This window comes from Shimia sediminis (assembly GCF_003990645.1).
GTDB lineage: Bacteria > Pseudomonadota > Alphaproteobacteria > Rhodobacterales > Rhodobacteraceae > Shimia > Shimia sediminis.
The window spans coordinates 50,490-65,331 of the sequence record NZ_RYZK01000013.1; the positions used below are offsets into that span (position 1 = coordinate 50,490).

General features: G+C 58.7%; 15 protein-coding genes. 1 reads left to right on the forward strand and 14 read right to left on the reverse strand.

All coding sequences use genetic code 11. The features are described 5' to 3' along the window. Nucleotides 1-4 precede the first annotated feature (4 nt). From EK369_RS19385 to EK369_RS19415, 7 genes are all read right to left on the reverse strand, one after another. A complete protein-coding gene (locus EK369_RS19385; RefSeq protein ID WP_127115927.1) occupies nt 5-1,606 on the reverse strand; it encodes a GMC family oxidoreductase in 1,602 nt (533 codons plus the stop codon). Between the two features lie 11 nt (nt 1,607-1,617). Beyond that, on the reverse strand, nt 1,618-3,120 hold the full coding sequence (locus EK369_RS19390; RefSeq protein ID WP_127115928.1) for an aldehyde dehydrogenase family protein: 1,503 nt from the start codon (nt 3,118-3,120) through the stop codon (nt 1,618-1,620). Nucleotides 3,121-3,138: 18 nt separating this feature from the next. Then, on the reverse strand, nt 3,139-4,170 hold the full coding sequence (locus EK369_RS19395) for a zinc-dependent alcohol dehydrogenase (RefSeq protein WP_164727052.1): 1,032 nt from the start codon (nt 4,168-4,170) through the stop codon (nt 3,139-3,141). Then, nucleotides 4,167-5,108, reverse strand: a complete 942-nt coding sequence (locus EK369_RS19400) for an ABC transporter permease (RefSeq protein ID WP_127115929.1) — start codon at nt 5,106-5,108, stop codon at nt 4,167-4,169. The genes EK369_RS19395 and EK369_RS19400 overlap by 4 nt, the downstream gene beginning before the upstream one ends. Before the next feature lie 10 nt (nt 5,109-5,118). Next, nucleotides 5,119-6,630, reverse strand: coding sequence for a sugar ABC transporter ATP-binding protein (locus EK369_RS19405; RefSeq protein ID WP_127115930.1), 1,512 nt, complete (start codon nt 6,628-6,630; stop codon nt 5,119-5,121). 9 nt (nt 6,631-6,639) lie between these two features. Next, nucleotides 6,640-7,575, reverse strand: a complete 936-nt coding sequence (locus tag EK369_RS19410) for an ABC transporter permease (protein ID WP_235871488.1) — start codon at nt 7,573-7,575, stop codon at nt 6,640-6,642. A gap of 134 nt (nt 7,576-7,709) precedes the next feature. Continuing rightward, nucleotides 7,710-8,819, reverse strand: coding sequence for a sugar ABC transporter substrate-binding protein (locus tag EK369_RS19415; RefSeq protein ID WP_127115932.1), 1,110 nt, complete (start codon nt 8,817-8,819; stop codon nt 7,710-7,712). A 268-nt stretch (nt 8,820-9,087) separates the two neighbouring features. Between EK369_RS19415 and EK369_RS19420 the strand changes: the two genes are divergently transcribed. Further along, complete coding sequence (locus tag EK369_RS19420; RefSeq protein ID WP_127115933.1) at nt 9,088-9,723, forward strand: TetR/AcrR family transcriptional regulator; 636 nt, start codon at nt 9,088-9,090, stop codon at nt 9,721-9,723. Nucleotides 9,724-9,736: 13 nt separating this feature from the next. Here EK369_RS19420 and EK369_RS19425 read toward each other — a convergent pair whose 3' ends face one another. The 7 genes from EK369_RS19425 to EK369_RS19455 all read right to left on the reverse strand — a co-directional run bounded on the left by EK369_RS19425 (nt 9,737) and on the right by EK369_RS19455 (nt 14,801). Then, the gene (locus EK369_RS19425) at nt 9,737-10,165 is read right to left on the reverse strand and encodes a GlcG/HbpS family heme-binding protein (protein WP_127115934.1); all 429 of its coding nucleotides are present in this window, start codon (nt 10,163-10,165) and stop codon (nt 9,737-9,739) included. 132 nt (nt 10,166-10,297) lie between these two features. Beyond that, on the reverse strand, nt 10,298-10,945 hold the full coding sequence (locus tag EK369_RS19430) for an IclR family transcriptional regulator (RefSeq protein ID WP_127115935.1): 648 nt from the start codon (nt 10,943-10,945) through the stop codon (nt 10,298-10,300). Beyond that, nucleotides 10,945-12,219, reverse strand: a complete 1,275-nt coding sequence (locus EK369_RS19435) for a substrate-binding domain-containing protein (RefSeq protein ID WP_164727053.1) — start codon at nt 12,217-12,219, stop codon at nt 10,945-10,947. Before EK369_RS19435 ends, EK369_RS19430 begins: the two co-directional genes overlap by 1 nt. 105 nt (nt 12,220-12,324) lie before the next feature. After that, on the reverse strand, nt 12,325-12,624 hold the full coding sequence (locus tag EK369_RS19440; RefSeq protein WP_164727054.1) for a putative quinol monooxygenase: 300 nt from the start codon (nt 12,622-12,624) through the stop codon (nt 12,325-12,327). Further along, nucleotides 12,624-13,193 carry a flavodoxin family protein gene (locus EK369_RS19445; RefSeq protein WP_127115938.1) on the reverse strand — a complete coding sequence of 190 codons (570 nt, stop codon included), beginning with the start codon at nt 13,191-13,193 and terminating at the stop codon, nt 12,624-12,626. Before EK369_RS19445 ends, EK369_RS19440 begins: the two co-directional genes overlap by 1 nt. Before the next feature lie 148 nt (nt 13,194-13,341). After that, the gene (locus tag EK369_RS19450; RefSeq protein WP_235871489.1) at nt 13,342-13,752 is read right to left on the reverse strand and encodes a MaoC family dehydratase; all 411 of its coding nucleotides are present in this window, start codon (nt 13,750-13,752) and stop codon (nt 13,342-13,344) included. A gap of 32 nt (nt 13,753-13,784) precedes the next feature. Beyond that, nucleotides 13,785-14,801, reverse strand: coding sequence for an aldo/keto reductase (locus EK369_RS19455; protein WP_127115940.1), 1,017 nt, complete (start codon nt 14,799-14,801; stop codon nt 13,785-13,787). Between the last annotated feature and the right edge of the window lie 41 nt (nt 14,802-14,842).

Genomic DNA, 14,842 nt, shown 5'->3' on the forward strand with positions numbered 1-14,842 from the left:
TGGATCAGTGGTTGCCGCGGATCATGTCCGAGGCCTTTTCCGCCATCATGATTGTGGGAGCATTGGTGTTGGAGCCGATCAGGCTGGGCATGGCCGAGCTGTCGCAAATCCGCAGGCCTTCGATCCCGTGCACCCGCATCTGCGGGTCGACCACGGCCATCTCATCCACGCCCATCTTGCAGGTACATGTGGGGTGATAGGATGTGCGCCCGAACTGACGCGCGTAGGCCTCGTAATCCGACTGGGTTTTCACCGAGTCATCCGGGAAGTGGATCTTGCGAATGTACTTCTGCAGGCTGGGCTGCGAGAAAACCTCGCGGCTGATCCTGATCCCTTCGACCGAAGTCTTCAGGTCATCCGGGTGCCCCAGAAAATTCGGATCCACAATGGGCAAATCGCCAACCTTGTTCGAGCGCAGCCTGACCGATCCACGTGCCTTGGGACGCAACGTGTAAGAGTTCAGCGTTATGCCCGAAGAGCCCTTGGGCACGCTTGGCACCCCGGCTTCGGCACCCGCCCCGGCGAGGAAGTGGAATTGCAGATCCGGCACCTCCGCCGTCTTGTCACCATACCAAAAGGCACCGCCTTCAACCACGTTTGAGGTCACCGGACCCGATTTGAACAGGTAATATTGGGCACCCGCCCAGATCATCCAGTGCGGCTTGCCGTATTTGTCGAGACTGTCGTGCCCGTTCAACTCGGCCACGATGTCGATACCGAAATGGTCGTTCAGGTTTTCACCCACGCCGGGCAGATCATGCAGCACATCAATGCCATGCTCAGTCAGATGCGCCGCCGGGCCAATACCGGAGAGCATCATCAGTTTTGGCGTGCCAATTGCGCCGCTGGTGACAAGCACCTCTTGATCGGCGCGCACCTGTTGCAGCGTGCCCTTGCGATCATACTCGACACCCACGGCGCGGGTTCCCTCGAACAGGATACGATGCGCCTGACAGCCGGTTTCCACTGTCAGGTTGGGGCGGTTCATCACCGGTTTCAGGTAACCCACCGCTGCCGAGCAGCGTTTGGCGTTCCTGGTCGTGGTCTGGTAAACACCAGACCCTTCTTGCCGGGGGCCGTTGAAATCCGGGTTATAGGGGATGCCTGCTTCCTGACAGGACCGGACAAACGCCCGGGTCATCGGCTGCGGGTCGGGGATATTTGAAACTCCGAGCGGCCCTTCGGTGCCATGCCAATCCCCGGCGAGGATGCTGTTGCCTTCGGAGCGCACAAAGTACTTCTGAATATCCTTGAAGGACCAGCCTTCGCAGCCTTCTTCGCTGGCCCAGCGGTCGTAGTCCACAGGATTGCCGCGCGTGAACACTTCGGCATTGATCGAGCTGCCGCCGCCAATCACCCGCGCCTGGGCATAGGGGATTTCCCTGTTGTTGGCGTTTTTCTGCGGTGCCGTTGTCAGGCCCCAGGTGTGCGGGCCATCGGTCATCTTGGCAAAGCCGACCGGCATGTGGATGAGCGGATGGCTGTCCTTGCCGCCCGCCTCCAGCAACAGGACACGCGCGGCGCTGTTTTCCGTCAGCCGATTGGCCAGCACACACCCCGCCGAACCGCCGCCGACGATGACATAATCATACCCGCGCTCACCCATGATCTTCTCCGTTATTCCACCCAATGGGCGCGTTTGCCGATCTCGATATGGATCGATTTGACCTGCGTATATTCCTCGACACCCTGCATACCTGCTTCACGCCCCCAGCCAGAAGCCTTGAACCCGCCAATCGGCAATTCCGGACCGCCGGCCAAGGTGGTGTTCACCCAGAACCGACCCGCCTGAACACGGCGCGATACGGTCAGTGCGGTATCAAGGTTCTTGCTCCAGACACTCGCAGCCAATCCGTATTCGGTGTCATTGGCAATCTCGATGGCTTCATCAAGCGTGTCAAACGGGATCACCACGATCACGGGTCCAAATATCTCTTCGCGAGCCACGGCCATGTCATTGGTTACATTGGTGAACACGGTTGGTTCGATGTACTGGCCGCCTGCGATATCCAGAACACCGCCGCCGGTGACCAGCGTTGCGCCCTCTTCCTGCCCCTTGGCGATGTAGGACAGGATTGTGCGGTTCTGGGCATCCGTAGTGATGGCCCCGGCCTGGGTTGTCTCGTCCAGCGGATCGCCCACGCGCACCTTGCGCAGCTTTTCGACGACCATGTCGGCAAACTTGTCTGCCACCGAGCGTTCCACCAGCAGACGCGAGCCCGACACACAGCACTGACCGGTGTTGAAGGCGATGCCGAATGCCACGCCGTCTGCCGCATCCTCAAGGTCGGCATCGGCGAACACGATCTGTGGATTCTTTCCGCCGAGCTCAAGACCCAGCTTTTTGAAGTTAGACTTGCCGGTGGCCTCCACCACCGCGCGGCCGACGTTGGTCGATCCGGTAAAGGACAGCATGTCCACATCCATATGTTCCGCCATTTTCTGGCCGATGCTGCTGCCGGAGCCTGTCACCACATTGAACACACCGTCGGGCAGGCCTGCCTCACTCATGATCTCGGCCAGCAACAGCGTCGTGGCGCTTGTCACTTCCGAAGGTTTGGCCACAAGCGAGCAACCCGAGGCGAGGATATAGGGCACCCGCTCGCAGAGGATCAGGAATGGGAAGTTCCACGGCGTAATCAAACCAACCACGCCCACGGGTTCGCGCGTCACAACACCAAAGGCGCCATCGCCGCTGTTGTTGTAGCTGTCCCCATGCAGCGACCGGGCCAGTCCGGCGGCAAATTCGAACATGCCGACACAGCCGCCAACTTCGCCACGCGCCTGCGCAATGGGCTTGCCGTTTTCAAGCGTTTCCCAATAGGCAATCTCGTCCGTACGGGCCCGGATCAGCTCGGCTGTTTTCAACAACACCGCAGCGCGGTCTGCTCCTGAGAGGCCACACCATCGGCGGTCGTTGAAAGCCGCCCGCGCCGAGGCCACAGCCGCATCCAGGTCGTCTGTCGTACAACGTGGGATACGCGTCACTGCCACACCATGCCCGGGCGAGGCTCGTTCGAAAACGTCGCGGTCCCCGGCCTCGACCCATTTTCCGTCCAGGAAAAACCCGAACTCACGTGGCTCTGATGGCAGGCTCAGGATGGCTGAGGCTTTGTCCATGGCTTCGATCTCACTTCTTTACATCACGATTTGGGTTTTGAGGTCTTGCGGCCGGTCGGCAAAGCTGTCGAAGGCCCGTTGGATATCGGCCAACGGATAACTTGCACCGGTGAACAGGGTTGTGTCGATCCGCCCATGTGTCAGCAGCGTCAGCGCATCGTGCATGTCCTGCCCCATACCCGCGACGGACCCCTTGATCGAGTTTTCCTGTAGGATGGTCCTGAGGATATCCAGCGGCAGGGTTTCGCCAGCGCCGGTGATGCCAAAGGCGGCAACATGGCCCCCCTTGCGGATCAGTTCACAGGCCTGTTCGTAGAGCGCAGGCAATCCAACGCTTTCGATCACCACGTCGGCGCCACGCCCCTGCGTATGGGCCAGTACGGTTTCCTTCAGCTTGGCCGGGTCAGTCACGCCCACGTCCGCGCCAGCCGCCAGCGCCATCTCAATGCGCTCTTCCGACAAGTCGGCCACGATGATCGGTGCCGCACCGATGGTGCGCAGCAACTGCACGTGCAGATTGCCAATTGGACCGGCCCCCAGCACCACAACCGATTGCCCAAAGGTGATGTTGGCCTTGCGCGCGCAGCGCACCACACAGGCCAGCGGCTCGGTCAGGGCCAGCACCTCGGGGGCAACATCCGCCGGCGCAGGAATAACCAGACGGGCAGGCACCGAGATGTATTCGGCAAATGCGCCGTCCATGGTGATGCCCATCTGCTGCATGTCCGGGCAGTTCAGGATTTCGTTACGACGACACCAAAAGCAGGTGCCGCAGCCAATGTTCATGTCCACGACCACCGGCTCACCAATTCGCAATCCGTCGACATCGGCGCCCAGTGCGGCAATCGTTCCGGTAAACTCGTGCCCCGGGATCATCGGCAGGTTCTCTGCCGCGTAGTTACCGTGAAAGATATGCATGTCGGTGCCACAGATCCCCACCCGGGAGATCCGGATCAGCGCCTCACCCCGACCCGGTTCAGGCCGCGCAATCTCGCGCAGCGCAAACTTACCCGGTGCAATCAGAACCGCAGCCTGCATGGTCGGGGTCATTTGACCACCCTCAACTTGGTACGATCAATGGTCAGGGCAATGGCCGCAATCAGAACCAGACCAAAGACCATCTGCTGCTTGGTGGCGTCGATCTCGAAGTACAGCATCGAGGACCGGATCACGGCCACGATCAAGGTCCCGATCAGCGTGTTGATCACGCCCCCGACACCGCCGGTCAGAGGCGTTCCCCCCACCAGCACCGCAACGATCGCGGGCAACAGGAAGCCATTGGCAAGTGTCGGAGACCCGCCACTCAGCTTGACCGAGAACAAGAGACCCGCAATCGCCGCCAACAGCCCAGAGAGCGCAAAAGCCATGATTTTGATACGGGTCACGTTCAGGCCAGAAGCCACAGCGGCGGGTTCTCCGGCACCCACGGCCTTGAGCGCGCGGCCAAAGGTCGTTCGGGATTGCAGGAAATAGGTCGCCAACACCAGGAAAGCACCGATGAATATCTCATGCGGAATACCCGCGGTGTTGCCGGTCATCCAGCCAAACGTGTTGTCACGCAAGGTGGCGTCCATGAACAACGCCCGCTGGCCGGACAGCCATTGCGCCGTCGAAAAGGCGATACCGCCAATGGCCAGCGTAGAGATAAACGACGGCACAAAGAGCTTTGTCGTGACATAGCCCGACAGCCCTCCCAGCACAAAGCCGGCCAGGATACAGATCAGCGCCGTGCCGACGCCATAGGTTGGCAGGGCAATGGTGGCAACCACCGTCGTCATATTGGCCACGGACTGGGCGGACAGGTCGATCCCCCCGATGTAAATGGCAAAGGTCATGCCCAGGGCCATGATGAACAGCGGCACGATATCCGCCGCCATGGCGATCAGGTTCTGCGGGCGCAAGAAGTTCGCGTCAGCAATGCCCACAATCACAACCAAAGCCAGTAGCGTGATCCAGGGCAGATGCGGTTTGATACGTTCAAAATCCATAAACTCAGCCTCAGATCATGTGGTGGACAAGGTCAAACAAGCTCGGCTTGTTGCCCGGTTCGCAGGCGAACTGCTTCTGGGCTATGCCGTCCTTGAGAACGATGATGGTGTGTGACAGGCCGATGGCCTCTTCCAGCGTGTCGGCAACGAGGACAATTCCGACGCCGTCATCCGACATCTCGCGCACCATGTCATAGACGTCTTCCTTGGCGCCGATGTCCAAGCCACGTGTCGGGTGGTCAAGCAGGATGATATCCGACCCGCCAGAGCGCCACTTGGCCAGAACCACCTTTTGCTGGTTGCCGCCGGACAGGCCGCCGCAATCCTTGTAGACGTCCGGTGTCTTGATCGCGAGCCGGTCAATCCATTCGCGGGCCAGATCCTTTTCGGCACTAATGCGCAAAACGCCGCCCCGGTTGGCATAGTTCCTCATCTGGCTGAGCGTCATGTTTTCATAGACGTTCATACCCCCAACAATGCCTTCGACCTTGCGTTCCCGAGGGGTATACCCAACGCCCAAAGACACGGCGTTTTGCGCGGTGAACCTGGACATCACGCGGCCCTTGAGGCTCACCTTGCCCTCCGAGGGGGCTTCCAGACCAAAGATCGTCCGCAGGATCGCCTCGCGGCCGGAGCCTTCGGTGCCGACCAGGCACAAAACCTCGCCAGGGTGCAGGTCAAACGAGATGTTCTGATACCTGGTGCCCGCCGAGACATTTTCGAACGACACCAGCGGTGGCGCGTCAGCCTGGTAAGGTTTTTGCTTTTGTTCGCGGTAGTATTCCTTGTCGACGTCGCGTCCCACCATCTTGTGCTGGATGCTGTCTACATCCGCTTCGTCATGGCCCACCACGTCGACGACTTCGCCGTCTTTCATCACGTAGATGCGGTCGCTCAGCTCCAGCACCTCATCCATGCGGTGGCTGACAAAAATGAACGAGGCCCGGCTGGTCAGGTCCCGCACCAGCGAGAACAACAGCTCGACCTCTTCACGCGCCAGAACCGACGTTGGTTCGTCCAAAAGGATCACAAGATCGCCATCAACCCGCTCTTCCAGCGTCAGCACCTTGGCCAGTTCCACCAACTGCCGCTGCGCAAAGGACAGCGACGACGTGATGGTGGCCGGGTCGATGTCCAGCTTCACCTTGGCCAATTGCGCCTTGGCGGCTGCGGACATGGCCTTCCAGTTGATGACCCCAAAGCTCACGAACTGCTGCTCGAAGCCCAGAAAGATGTTCTCCATCACCGTCAGGTTGGTGATCAGGGATTGTTCCTGAAACACCATGCCGATGCCATGATCCATGGCCTGCCGCGGGTTCTGGAAACGCACCTTGGTGCCGTCGATGGTGATGTCACCGCCATCCGGTTGATAGGCGCCGTAGATCACCTTCATCAGAGTGGATTTTCCTGCACCGTTTTCGCCGACGAGGCCGACGATCTCGCCGCGCCCGATCTTGAAATCGATGGCCTTCAGCGCGTGCACGCCGGGAAATTTCTTGTCGACTTTGCGTAGCTCGTACATCCCGGCCCCCTATTTCACAAAGGTCACGGATTTGCGGTCGGTCGACAGGACCACCGCAGCGATCACGAGCGCACCCAGCACGCCATCCTGTACGTACCCGGGCAGTCCGATCACCACCATGCCGTTGTTGATGACGTTCACGATCAGCACCCCGATCAGCGTGTTCCACACGCCACCGATTCCGCCCCAAAGGGCCGTGCCCCCGACCACAACCGAGGTGATCGACACAAACATGAAATTCGATCCCGTCGCCGTCTCGGCGATGCCGATCCGCCCCACAGCGAGTAGCGCGCCGACGGCGTAGAACACGCCAGCCAGGGCAAACCCCATGACGCGCACGCGGTTGACGTTCAGACCCGAGGCATGCGCCAGATCCTCGCCACCGCCAACCGCGTAAAAGTTGCGGCCCAGCGTGGTGCGTGTCTGGATGAACCAAGCGATCAAAAGAAAGGCAACGGCGACATAACACATGATGGGGAAACCGAACCAACGGGTGGTCAGCAACCCCCGGAACAATTCGTCCTCAACCCGGATGCGATCCCCACCGGTCAAAAGCAGGGCAAAGCCCGTACCTACAAATCCCATGGCCAGAGAGGCCATGAAAGACGGAATCTTTAGTTTCACATGAACCAGCCCGTTAATCAGGCCGACAATGCCCCCCACAACCAACGCCAAGGGAAGCGCAAGCCACGCCACTGAGGCCAATGTGCCCCCCCACGCGATGAAGGCAAAGGCGAAGATCACCGCACAGACGGAAACCGTGCCCTCCATGGACAGGTCGATCGATCCCATGATGATGATGAATGTCACGCCAATCGCCACCATGAGGGCAGGCGCGGATGATATCCCGATCCGGGCAAAGTTGCGCATCGAGAAGAAACGCGGCTCCATCGCGGCGAAAAACAATATCAGGACGATCAGGACAATTAGGGGCGCCCACTTCACAAGCAGCTCCCGGGTCAACACAGTGCCCACGCGCTCCTCCTCAGGTATTATGCGAAAACATGCCCTGCATTCAGGGCGCAAACCGAACTTCGGTCAAGTGGGCCGCTGCTGAGCGGCCCACCAAGCCAAGAGGCTTACTTGTACATGATCTGACCGTTCGACGGACCCCAGAAGTCGGTCCAGTCGTAGGTCGGAACACTTTCGATAAAGTTGGCTTTGAACTCTTTCGCATCTTCCGGCGTGATGAACACAGTCGGGCCATAGAACTCACGGTGCTCATGTGGTTCGTCCGATGGTTTGAACGTGCCGATTGCAGCGTGATAGGCCAGCGCCGCGGTAATGCCGCCACCCCAGTGCGGGTTGGTGAACACGGTCGCCAGGATCTTGCCCTGGGCCACGAGTTCCACCGCCTGCGGGTTACCGTCGTAAGACACGATCGGCATGTCATCGATACCTTCAGCGCGCAGGGCCTCAAGAACACCGTAGGCAATGGTGTCATTGGCGCAGTGCACACCCGTGATTTCGTCACCGTACCGGGTCAGGAAGGCGCTCATCACCTGATTGGCCTTTTGCGTATCCCAGTCTGCAGGCTCTGCCGCCAGCAGTTCGACATCCGGATAATCCTTCAGAGCGTTCTTCAGACCGTTCAAGCGTTCAATCGCCGGGTTGTTCGAGGCAATGCCACCCAGATGTACAACACCGCCTTTGCCGCCCATGGCCTCCAGCAGGATGCGCGCGGTTTGCTCGGCGGGACCTTCGTCCGACCAGCTCATGTGGCTGACATAGTTGTCGCCAAAGTCCCACGGATGCAGGTCGTCGGTCTTGTTCCAAAGGGTCGAGACAAAACCACCGGCTGCGGCCACCGCTTCCACCACCGGGCGCGCATTGGGCGCATCGTTGGTGTCAATCGCCAGGGCGAGGTTGCCGTTGGTTTTGGCCAGGATCGCTTTGACATCTGCCAGCGACTTTTCGGATGACCCCTCATTGATCAGGTGGGTCAGGAAATCCTTGGACTTGCCGAGGCTCTCAACAAAGGCCTCGCCACCGGAAACGATTTCGTTCCAGTAGGGGTTGGTGCGGTTGCGATACGACCAGGCAACAGCCGGATCGGTCAAAGCCGCGCGGGCCATGCCCGGACCGAACATACTTGTGGCGGCAACTCCTCCGAGCCCATAGGCACCGGCCAACAGGAAATTTCGACGATTGATCGTCTCCTGCTCGATGTACTTCTTGATGAATGACATGCGGTCCTCCCTTTCAGCATTCACTTACGACATCGGAACCAAGGTAATTCAACATCCACCCAGGCTCGCCGTCGCTTCTTCAGCACTTAATGCACTAACCAGTTACTTCTTTACGAAACACTATGTCAAGCGCTAAGAATGAAGTACAAACAGTTTCAAACCTGTCGTCGGAAGCGCGTGTTTCCGTTCGACACACCGCCAGGAAATCCATTTCGGCCCACCAACCGGAACTTTTCCAAGACACCGACACGACAAGGGGACGGGACCATTGGCTGAAGAAAAGAAAGCAAAAAAGCGCGACGCCGAAGCGACCAAGGCCAGAATTCTCCAGGCTGCAAAACGTGAGTTTGCCAAGCATGGTCTCGGGGGTGCGCGCGTGGACGAAATCGCCGATCGGGCCCAGGCCAACAAGCGCATGATCTACCACTATTTCGGTGGCAAAGAAGACCTGTTCCGCATTGTTCTTGAAGAGGCTTATCTGGGGATTCGGAGCGCCGAGAAAAAACTCGACCTGGACGCATTGCCCCCATCCGAGGCCTTGGAATCCCTGGTGCGTTTCACTTGGAATTACTATCTCAAGAACCCCGAGTTTATCACCTTGGTGAACAGTGAAAACCTGCATCGCGCCAAACATATCAAGACCTTACCAAGCCTTCCCAATGCTATGCGCGGGCTGGTTGGCATGGTCGAGAACATTCTGAAACGCGGCGAAGACAGCGGTGAGTTTCGCAAGGGGATAGACGCCGCACAGCTCAATATCACCATCGCTGCAATCGGGTACTATTACCTGACGAACCGCTATACAGGCTCGTTTCTGTTCGAGCGTAACCTGATGGAAAAAGAAGCGCTTGAGGATCGTCTGGCCTTTAATGTGGAAACGATCCTCAGGCTGGTTCGAAGCTAGGGTTTCGCCAGTTTCAATGGGTCAAAAGTCCCGACTTTGCCAAGGCAAATTCGGCACAGGCAATGTCCTCGAAATCCTGCGCACCGGACACGCCCAGCCCGCCGATCAAGACACCGTTCTCAAAGATCGGCAGCCCTCCTCCCCAGGTCAAAAGACGCGACCGCGTCCCTACCCCGAGGCTCAAGGTCGGGCTGGTCGCCATGCGCTCGCCAAACTCGGCAGTAGACTTGCGCAACATGGCTGCGGTGTGGGCTTTATCCGTCGCAAATTCTCCGATCACGGGCGAAACGCCATCCCCCCGGCCAAACGCCACAAGAAATCCATGCGAATCAACGACGGCCACCGCAACCGACCAGACCTTGGACTGAGCATGGGCCAGCGCGCCATCGACAAGATCGCGAGCCACCGGGAACGCTATGTTACGGACTTCAATGCTTTTCATGAGATCATCCTCCAATCATGAAAATGGGTTGTTTGACGTTCTGCGATCTGACGTGCCCGGGGCACCTCCAAGCGCCAATCTCACACAAGTCATCGGGCGTCTTATGAAGAGAACCGGCACCGAATTACGCCGTTACCGGGCCTCGTGTTCCTTTTGAAAGTTGACACTTGTGCGCAGCCTTTGGGCCGCGTCTCTGAGGACATCCGTAATCTTGTCCTGCTCAGCAACCGGGCTGGACTGCCTGAAAACGCCCAGTGTCAAAAAGGCTTTGTTGTTCTGCACAACCGGACACAACAGGACCGGCACCGATGCGCTGTCAGCGGCGCGCGCCATGTAACGTCCTGCTGTCTGGCCCTTGAACCTTGTCTGCAGAGCGTAGCGCCCCGCTGCCGCAGGGTGTGCAAATCTTTTGCCTCGGCCGATTGAATATGGCCCCAGCTGCAAAGTGTTTTGCCGCAAGAACCCGACAAAGGCCGTCTGACGGGTCTGAATGCGCGCAAACCGCAAAAGAGGTCCCATGATGAACCCCGGATCCGGAAACCCCCAGGCAGAAAAACACAGTGCCAGGCACTCTGGACCAAGCATAAAGCGCCCTTGCATGTCCCGGGCCAACATGCGGCTGTCCTCCATCGCCGCGGTCTGGCGATAGGCGGTGGATGGCGGAATGCCAGAGGCTTTGACCAACTGATACGGAGTATCAGCCGAAAGCGCGCGCGCGATGTTCAACAGCGCTTCCATCCGGTCGATGGCCTTGTGATATGTTTGCCCGTTTTGCCCCATTATCGTGCTGGCCTTCCCCGAAGCGACAGGCCTTGTGACAGCACGGTATCGTCCGGCAGATCCCATCGCACGTAGTGTTCCGCCAGAATGTCCGCCTTGATGCTGCGCGTTTCCGTGCCCCGTGGCAAAATGGCCGGCACCGGCACTTCCACCCGACGGGGCAGAGTGGCGCCCTTCAGAACCTCGACGGCAACTTCCACGGCCCGAGCCCCCATCGCCGCGGGATAATCAAAGGCGCAAAACGGAACCTTGAGCTTTAGCGCCGTGCGAAACATGCCGTTGATGTCTCCGCCCGTGTGGGGCGGGATACGCTCTGACAGCGCTTGAAACGCGCGGATTGAACCGACGCCCTGTAACCCGCTGTCACACCACACCCCGTCAGGGGCCTGCCCATGTTGCAGCATCAAGTCCTGTGTCGCCTGAAAACCGCCGTCTTCTGTCCACCCTGAAAACCGCTCGCCTTCGATGTTGAGACCCGGAAAGCGTGCAAAAACCATCTTTGCGGCCGTCAACCTGCGCCGCGCAGGGCTGGCCTGATCCAATCCGGGCTGCAACCAGACCCTCCCCTGCCCTTGCAATGTCTCTGCCAACCAAATGGCGCTGAACTTTCCGATCAACTCGTCCGAAGCGGTGACAAAAACTGCGTATCCGGAACGATCATTGGGGCGACGGTCAACGGCAATGACGGGGATACCCTGTTCCTGGCATCGCATCAGGCTGCCTGCCAGAACATTGTCGGGATCCGGCGTCGCACTCAGCAGGATCGCGTCCACATTCTCTTGGACAAAGGCGTCAATCTGGCTGGCCTGTGTCAAAGGATCATCCCCCGCATCGCGGCTTTGAAAGCCGCAAATCTGACGGTCCAGAACCCGAACCGCATGTTCGGCGCTGTTCAACAGGGCCTTGCGCCAGGGGTTTGACGACGACGCATTGGCAAAACCAAGACGCCACGGACCTAGGGAGCGCGCCGGTGTCGGATCGGCAAGTTCAAACAATTCCGCCGAGAGTTCCATATCCGCCAGCGCCTGCCCGGCCTGTTTGCTGCCCAGCCCAAAACTCACCTGCTGTGGTGCCGCTTCGGTAGAAGAGAACGCCATGTTGCGCACCGTCTCGCCAAGCCGGTAGCACCCATCACCTTGCTTCGTGACATAGCCCCGTTCGCCCAGTGCCTTTAGCAAGGCAAATCCAGTGGAACGCCCCATGCGAGCCTGCTGGATGATCTCGGACGCAGTCAGTCGGGCTGGCTGCGCCCCGATGATCCTCAGGACATCCAAGATGCGGTCTATGTTGGACAGTGCCGTGATGTGCCTCTCCTGCGCGGCAATTACGCCGGATCGAGTTGACCCTGCCCGACGGTCAGCCCGGGCAGGAAAGATTGGTTACTCTTCCGCTGAAACGAGCTTCCGGACCACCAAAGGTGTAGCCTGGGCCGCTTCCATCCGGGGCGCCCACTCGCCAAACCAGTCTTGCCCAAGATGGGTTTCGAGATCAGCCAGGCTTGTCCAGACCTCGATGATCGTCATCCTGTTGGGGGCATCAGCGTCCCGCCAAAGTTCATACTGTTCGCAGCCTTGTTCGCTGCGCGACCGGGACATGAACTCTGCCTTGAACATCTCTGCAAATGCGTCTGCCTCGTCGGGTTTCACATTCAGCTCTACAAGTAGTCGTGCCTTGGCCATCAGTCCGCAAGCTCCCAGAATCGTTGATATTTGGCCTCGAGCGGATGCAAATCCTTGCGGCCTTCCATGTAATAACCGACCCATTCCGCCAGGCGTTGCCCGGCGCGGCAACAGGCCTCAATAGCTGCCTCTGACCGGGGTTCCCCGGCAAAGACCGCGCCATAATGCAGGCTTTCCTTCTTGGCGACATAGTCGGTGATCCCGAACACGAAATACCCCATGTTCATCATCATGATGCTGAGTGACATGCAGGTCAGCTCTCCACCGCCGCCCAGGCTTCCGGCTGAGGTGAAAGGCACGGCGAACTTGCCGTCGGTCTTGAACCAGATGTCGGGTGTCCGTTCATCCCACCACTTTTTCATTTTCCACGAAATACCGCCCAAATGGGTCGGGCAGCCAATGGCAATGCCATCAGCCCAGAATACGTCCTCGGTCTTGGCGTCATCAACGTGCCGAACACGCACCTCCATTCCGCTCACTCGTTCGACGCCCTGTTGCACGTATTTCACCGAGCTCTCGGTAAAACGACGGTCACTTTCACTATCATATATGATCAGAATACTTGCCATGTTGGCCTCCCTATTTCGATGGCTCTCAGGATCGGTCATTCAGAGGATTCGGCAAGAATGCCCAGAACGCTTTAGGCCCATATTTTGGACTCGATGAGCGATCTTGCCTCTTCCAGACAATCGCGTTTGAGAGGGGCGGATTTATGGACTACCGATAGACCAACAGCTTATTCGTGCCCTGCTGAACCAGGTCGCCCTTTTGATTTCTGGCGTCAAACTGCAGGTCCAAAATGCCTCTGTCAGGTTTGGTCGTCTCGCGTTTCTCTAGGACGACCAGATCTGCCTTGATCGTGTCCCCGGCCAGAACAGGCGCCGTGAACCTCCAGTCCCAGCCCAGAGAGGCCAGGGCTTCAAACTGGGCGTCCGCCTGGTTTTTCAACCCGTCAATCAACGACAGAACCAGTAACCCATGCGCAATCCGGCGCTCGAACCCGTGCGCCTGTGCGGCGGCATCATCCATGTGGATTTCAAACCGATCGCCGGTGAGTTCAGCAAAACGGTCAATCAGCAGAGGAGTGACCTCGACCAGGCCGAGATCAACCCGGTCGCCGTCAGTCACGTCGTCAAACCGGTAACGGCCAGGTGCCAGGGTCACGCCGGAACCGGGGCATCTTCCCGCAGTAGCCCTTTTGCCTTCAGGTCTGCCCAGAATGCTGTCGGGATCTCGTGGCTGAACCACTTCAGGTTCTGCTCCAGCTGCTCCACTGTACGGGTGCCCGCCATAAAGGTCGGAACCGCCGGGTGAGCAACCACGAACTGGAGCGCCGCCGCAGGGAGCGGTACGCCGTAGTCGGCACAAACCGCCTCGATGCGACGCACTTTGTCCAGAATGTCTTTCGGGGCCGGGGCATAGTTGTACTTGGCCCCTTCTTTTGATCCCGTCGCCAGAATGCCAGAGTTAAAGCCACCCCCCACAACAACGGCGGCACCCCGCTCTTCACAGAGCGGCAGAAACTTGTTCAGCGCGTCCTGTTCCAACAGGGTGTAGCGACCTGCCAAAAGGAAACAATCAAAATCGCGCCGCTCCAGGGCCGCGTGGCACACTTCCCACTCGTTGACGCCAACGCCGATGGCTTTGACCAACCCTTGATCTTTCAGTGACGAAAGCGCCTTCCACGCGCCATCCATGGCCTGTTCGAACACCTCGGGCTGTTCGTCACCACGGGTAAAGACATCGATGTCGTGAATGAAACAGATATCCATACGCTCCAGGGCGAGTCGCTGCAGACTGTCTTCGAACGCCTGCATCACCCCGTCGTAAGAATAGTCGAAATGCATGGTAAAGGGCGCGGCGTTGGTCCAGGGCTCAAAGTTGATGTCCTGACGGCGCGCAGGCTTCAGAATACGGCCGACCTTGGACGAGAGCACAAAGTCATCCCGGTTCTTCCAGCGCAACCCTTGGCCCGTACGCAATTCGGACAACCCATGCCCGTACATCGGAGCCGTATCAAAATAGCGCACACCTGCATCCCAGGAATGCTGGATCATGGCATCGGAGGTTTCTTCATCGATTTCACGGAAGATGTTTCCAATCGGGGCGGTGCCAAACCCGAACGCCGTAACATCCAGATCAACGCGTCCAAACTTCACCTTAGCATTTGGGTTCATTACATCCTCCTCAAGTAACTGAATGGTTATATATTCCAGTA

Bases quoted from the DNA above. Each gene is read 5' to 3' on its own strand.
- EK369_RS19385 (WP_127115927.1), bottom strand. From the start codon at position 1,606: ATGGGTGAGCGCGGGTATGATTATGTCATCGTCGGCGGCGGTTCGGCG.
- EK369_RS19390 (WP_127115928.1), bottom strand. From the start codon at position 3,120: ATGGACAAAGCCTCAGCCATCCTGAGCCTGCCATCAGAGCCACGTGAG.
- EK369_RS19395 (WP_164727052.1), bottom strand. From the start codon at position 4,170: ATGACCCCGACCATGCAGGCTGCGGTTCTGATTGCACCGGGTAAGTTT.
- EK369_RS19400 (WP_127115929.1), bottom strand. From the start codon at position 5,108: ATGGATTTTGAACGTATCAAACCGCATCTGCCCTGGATCACGCTACTG.
- EK369_RS19405 (WP_127115930.1), bottom strand. From the start codon at position 6,630: ATGTACGAGCTACGCAAAGTCGACAAGAAATTTCCCGGCGTGCACGCG.
- EK369_RS19415 (WP_127115932.1), bottom strand. From the start codon at position 8,819: ATGTCATTCATCAAGAAGTACATCGAGCAGGAGACGATCAATCGTCGA.
- EK369_RS19425 (WP_127115934.1), bottom strand. From the start codon at position 10,165: ATGAAAAGCATTGAAGTCCGTAACATAGCGTTCCCGGTGGCTCGCGAT.
- EK369_RS19430 (WP_127115935.1), bottom strand. From the start codon at position 10,945: ATGGGGCAAAACGGGCAAACATATCACAAGGCCATCGACCGGATGGAA.
- EK369_RS19440 (WP_164727054.1), bottom strand. From the start codon at position 12,624: ATGGCCAAGGCACGACTACTTGTAGAGCTGAATGTGAAACCCGACGAG.
- EK369_RS19445 (WP_127115938.1), bottom strand. From the start codon at position 13,193: ATGGCAAGTATTCTGATCATATATGATAGTGAAAGTGACCGTCGTTTT.
- EK369_RS19455 (WP_127115940.1), bottom strand. From the start codon at position 14,801: ATGAACCCAAATGCTAAGGTGAAGTTTGGACGCGTTGATCTGGATGTT.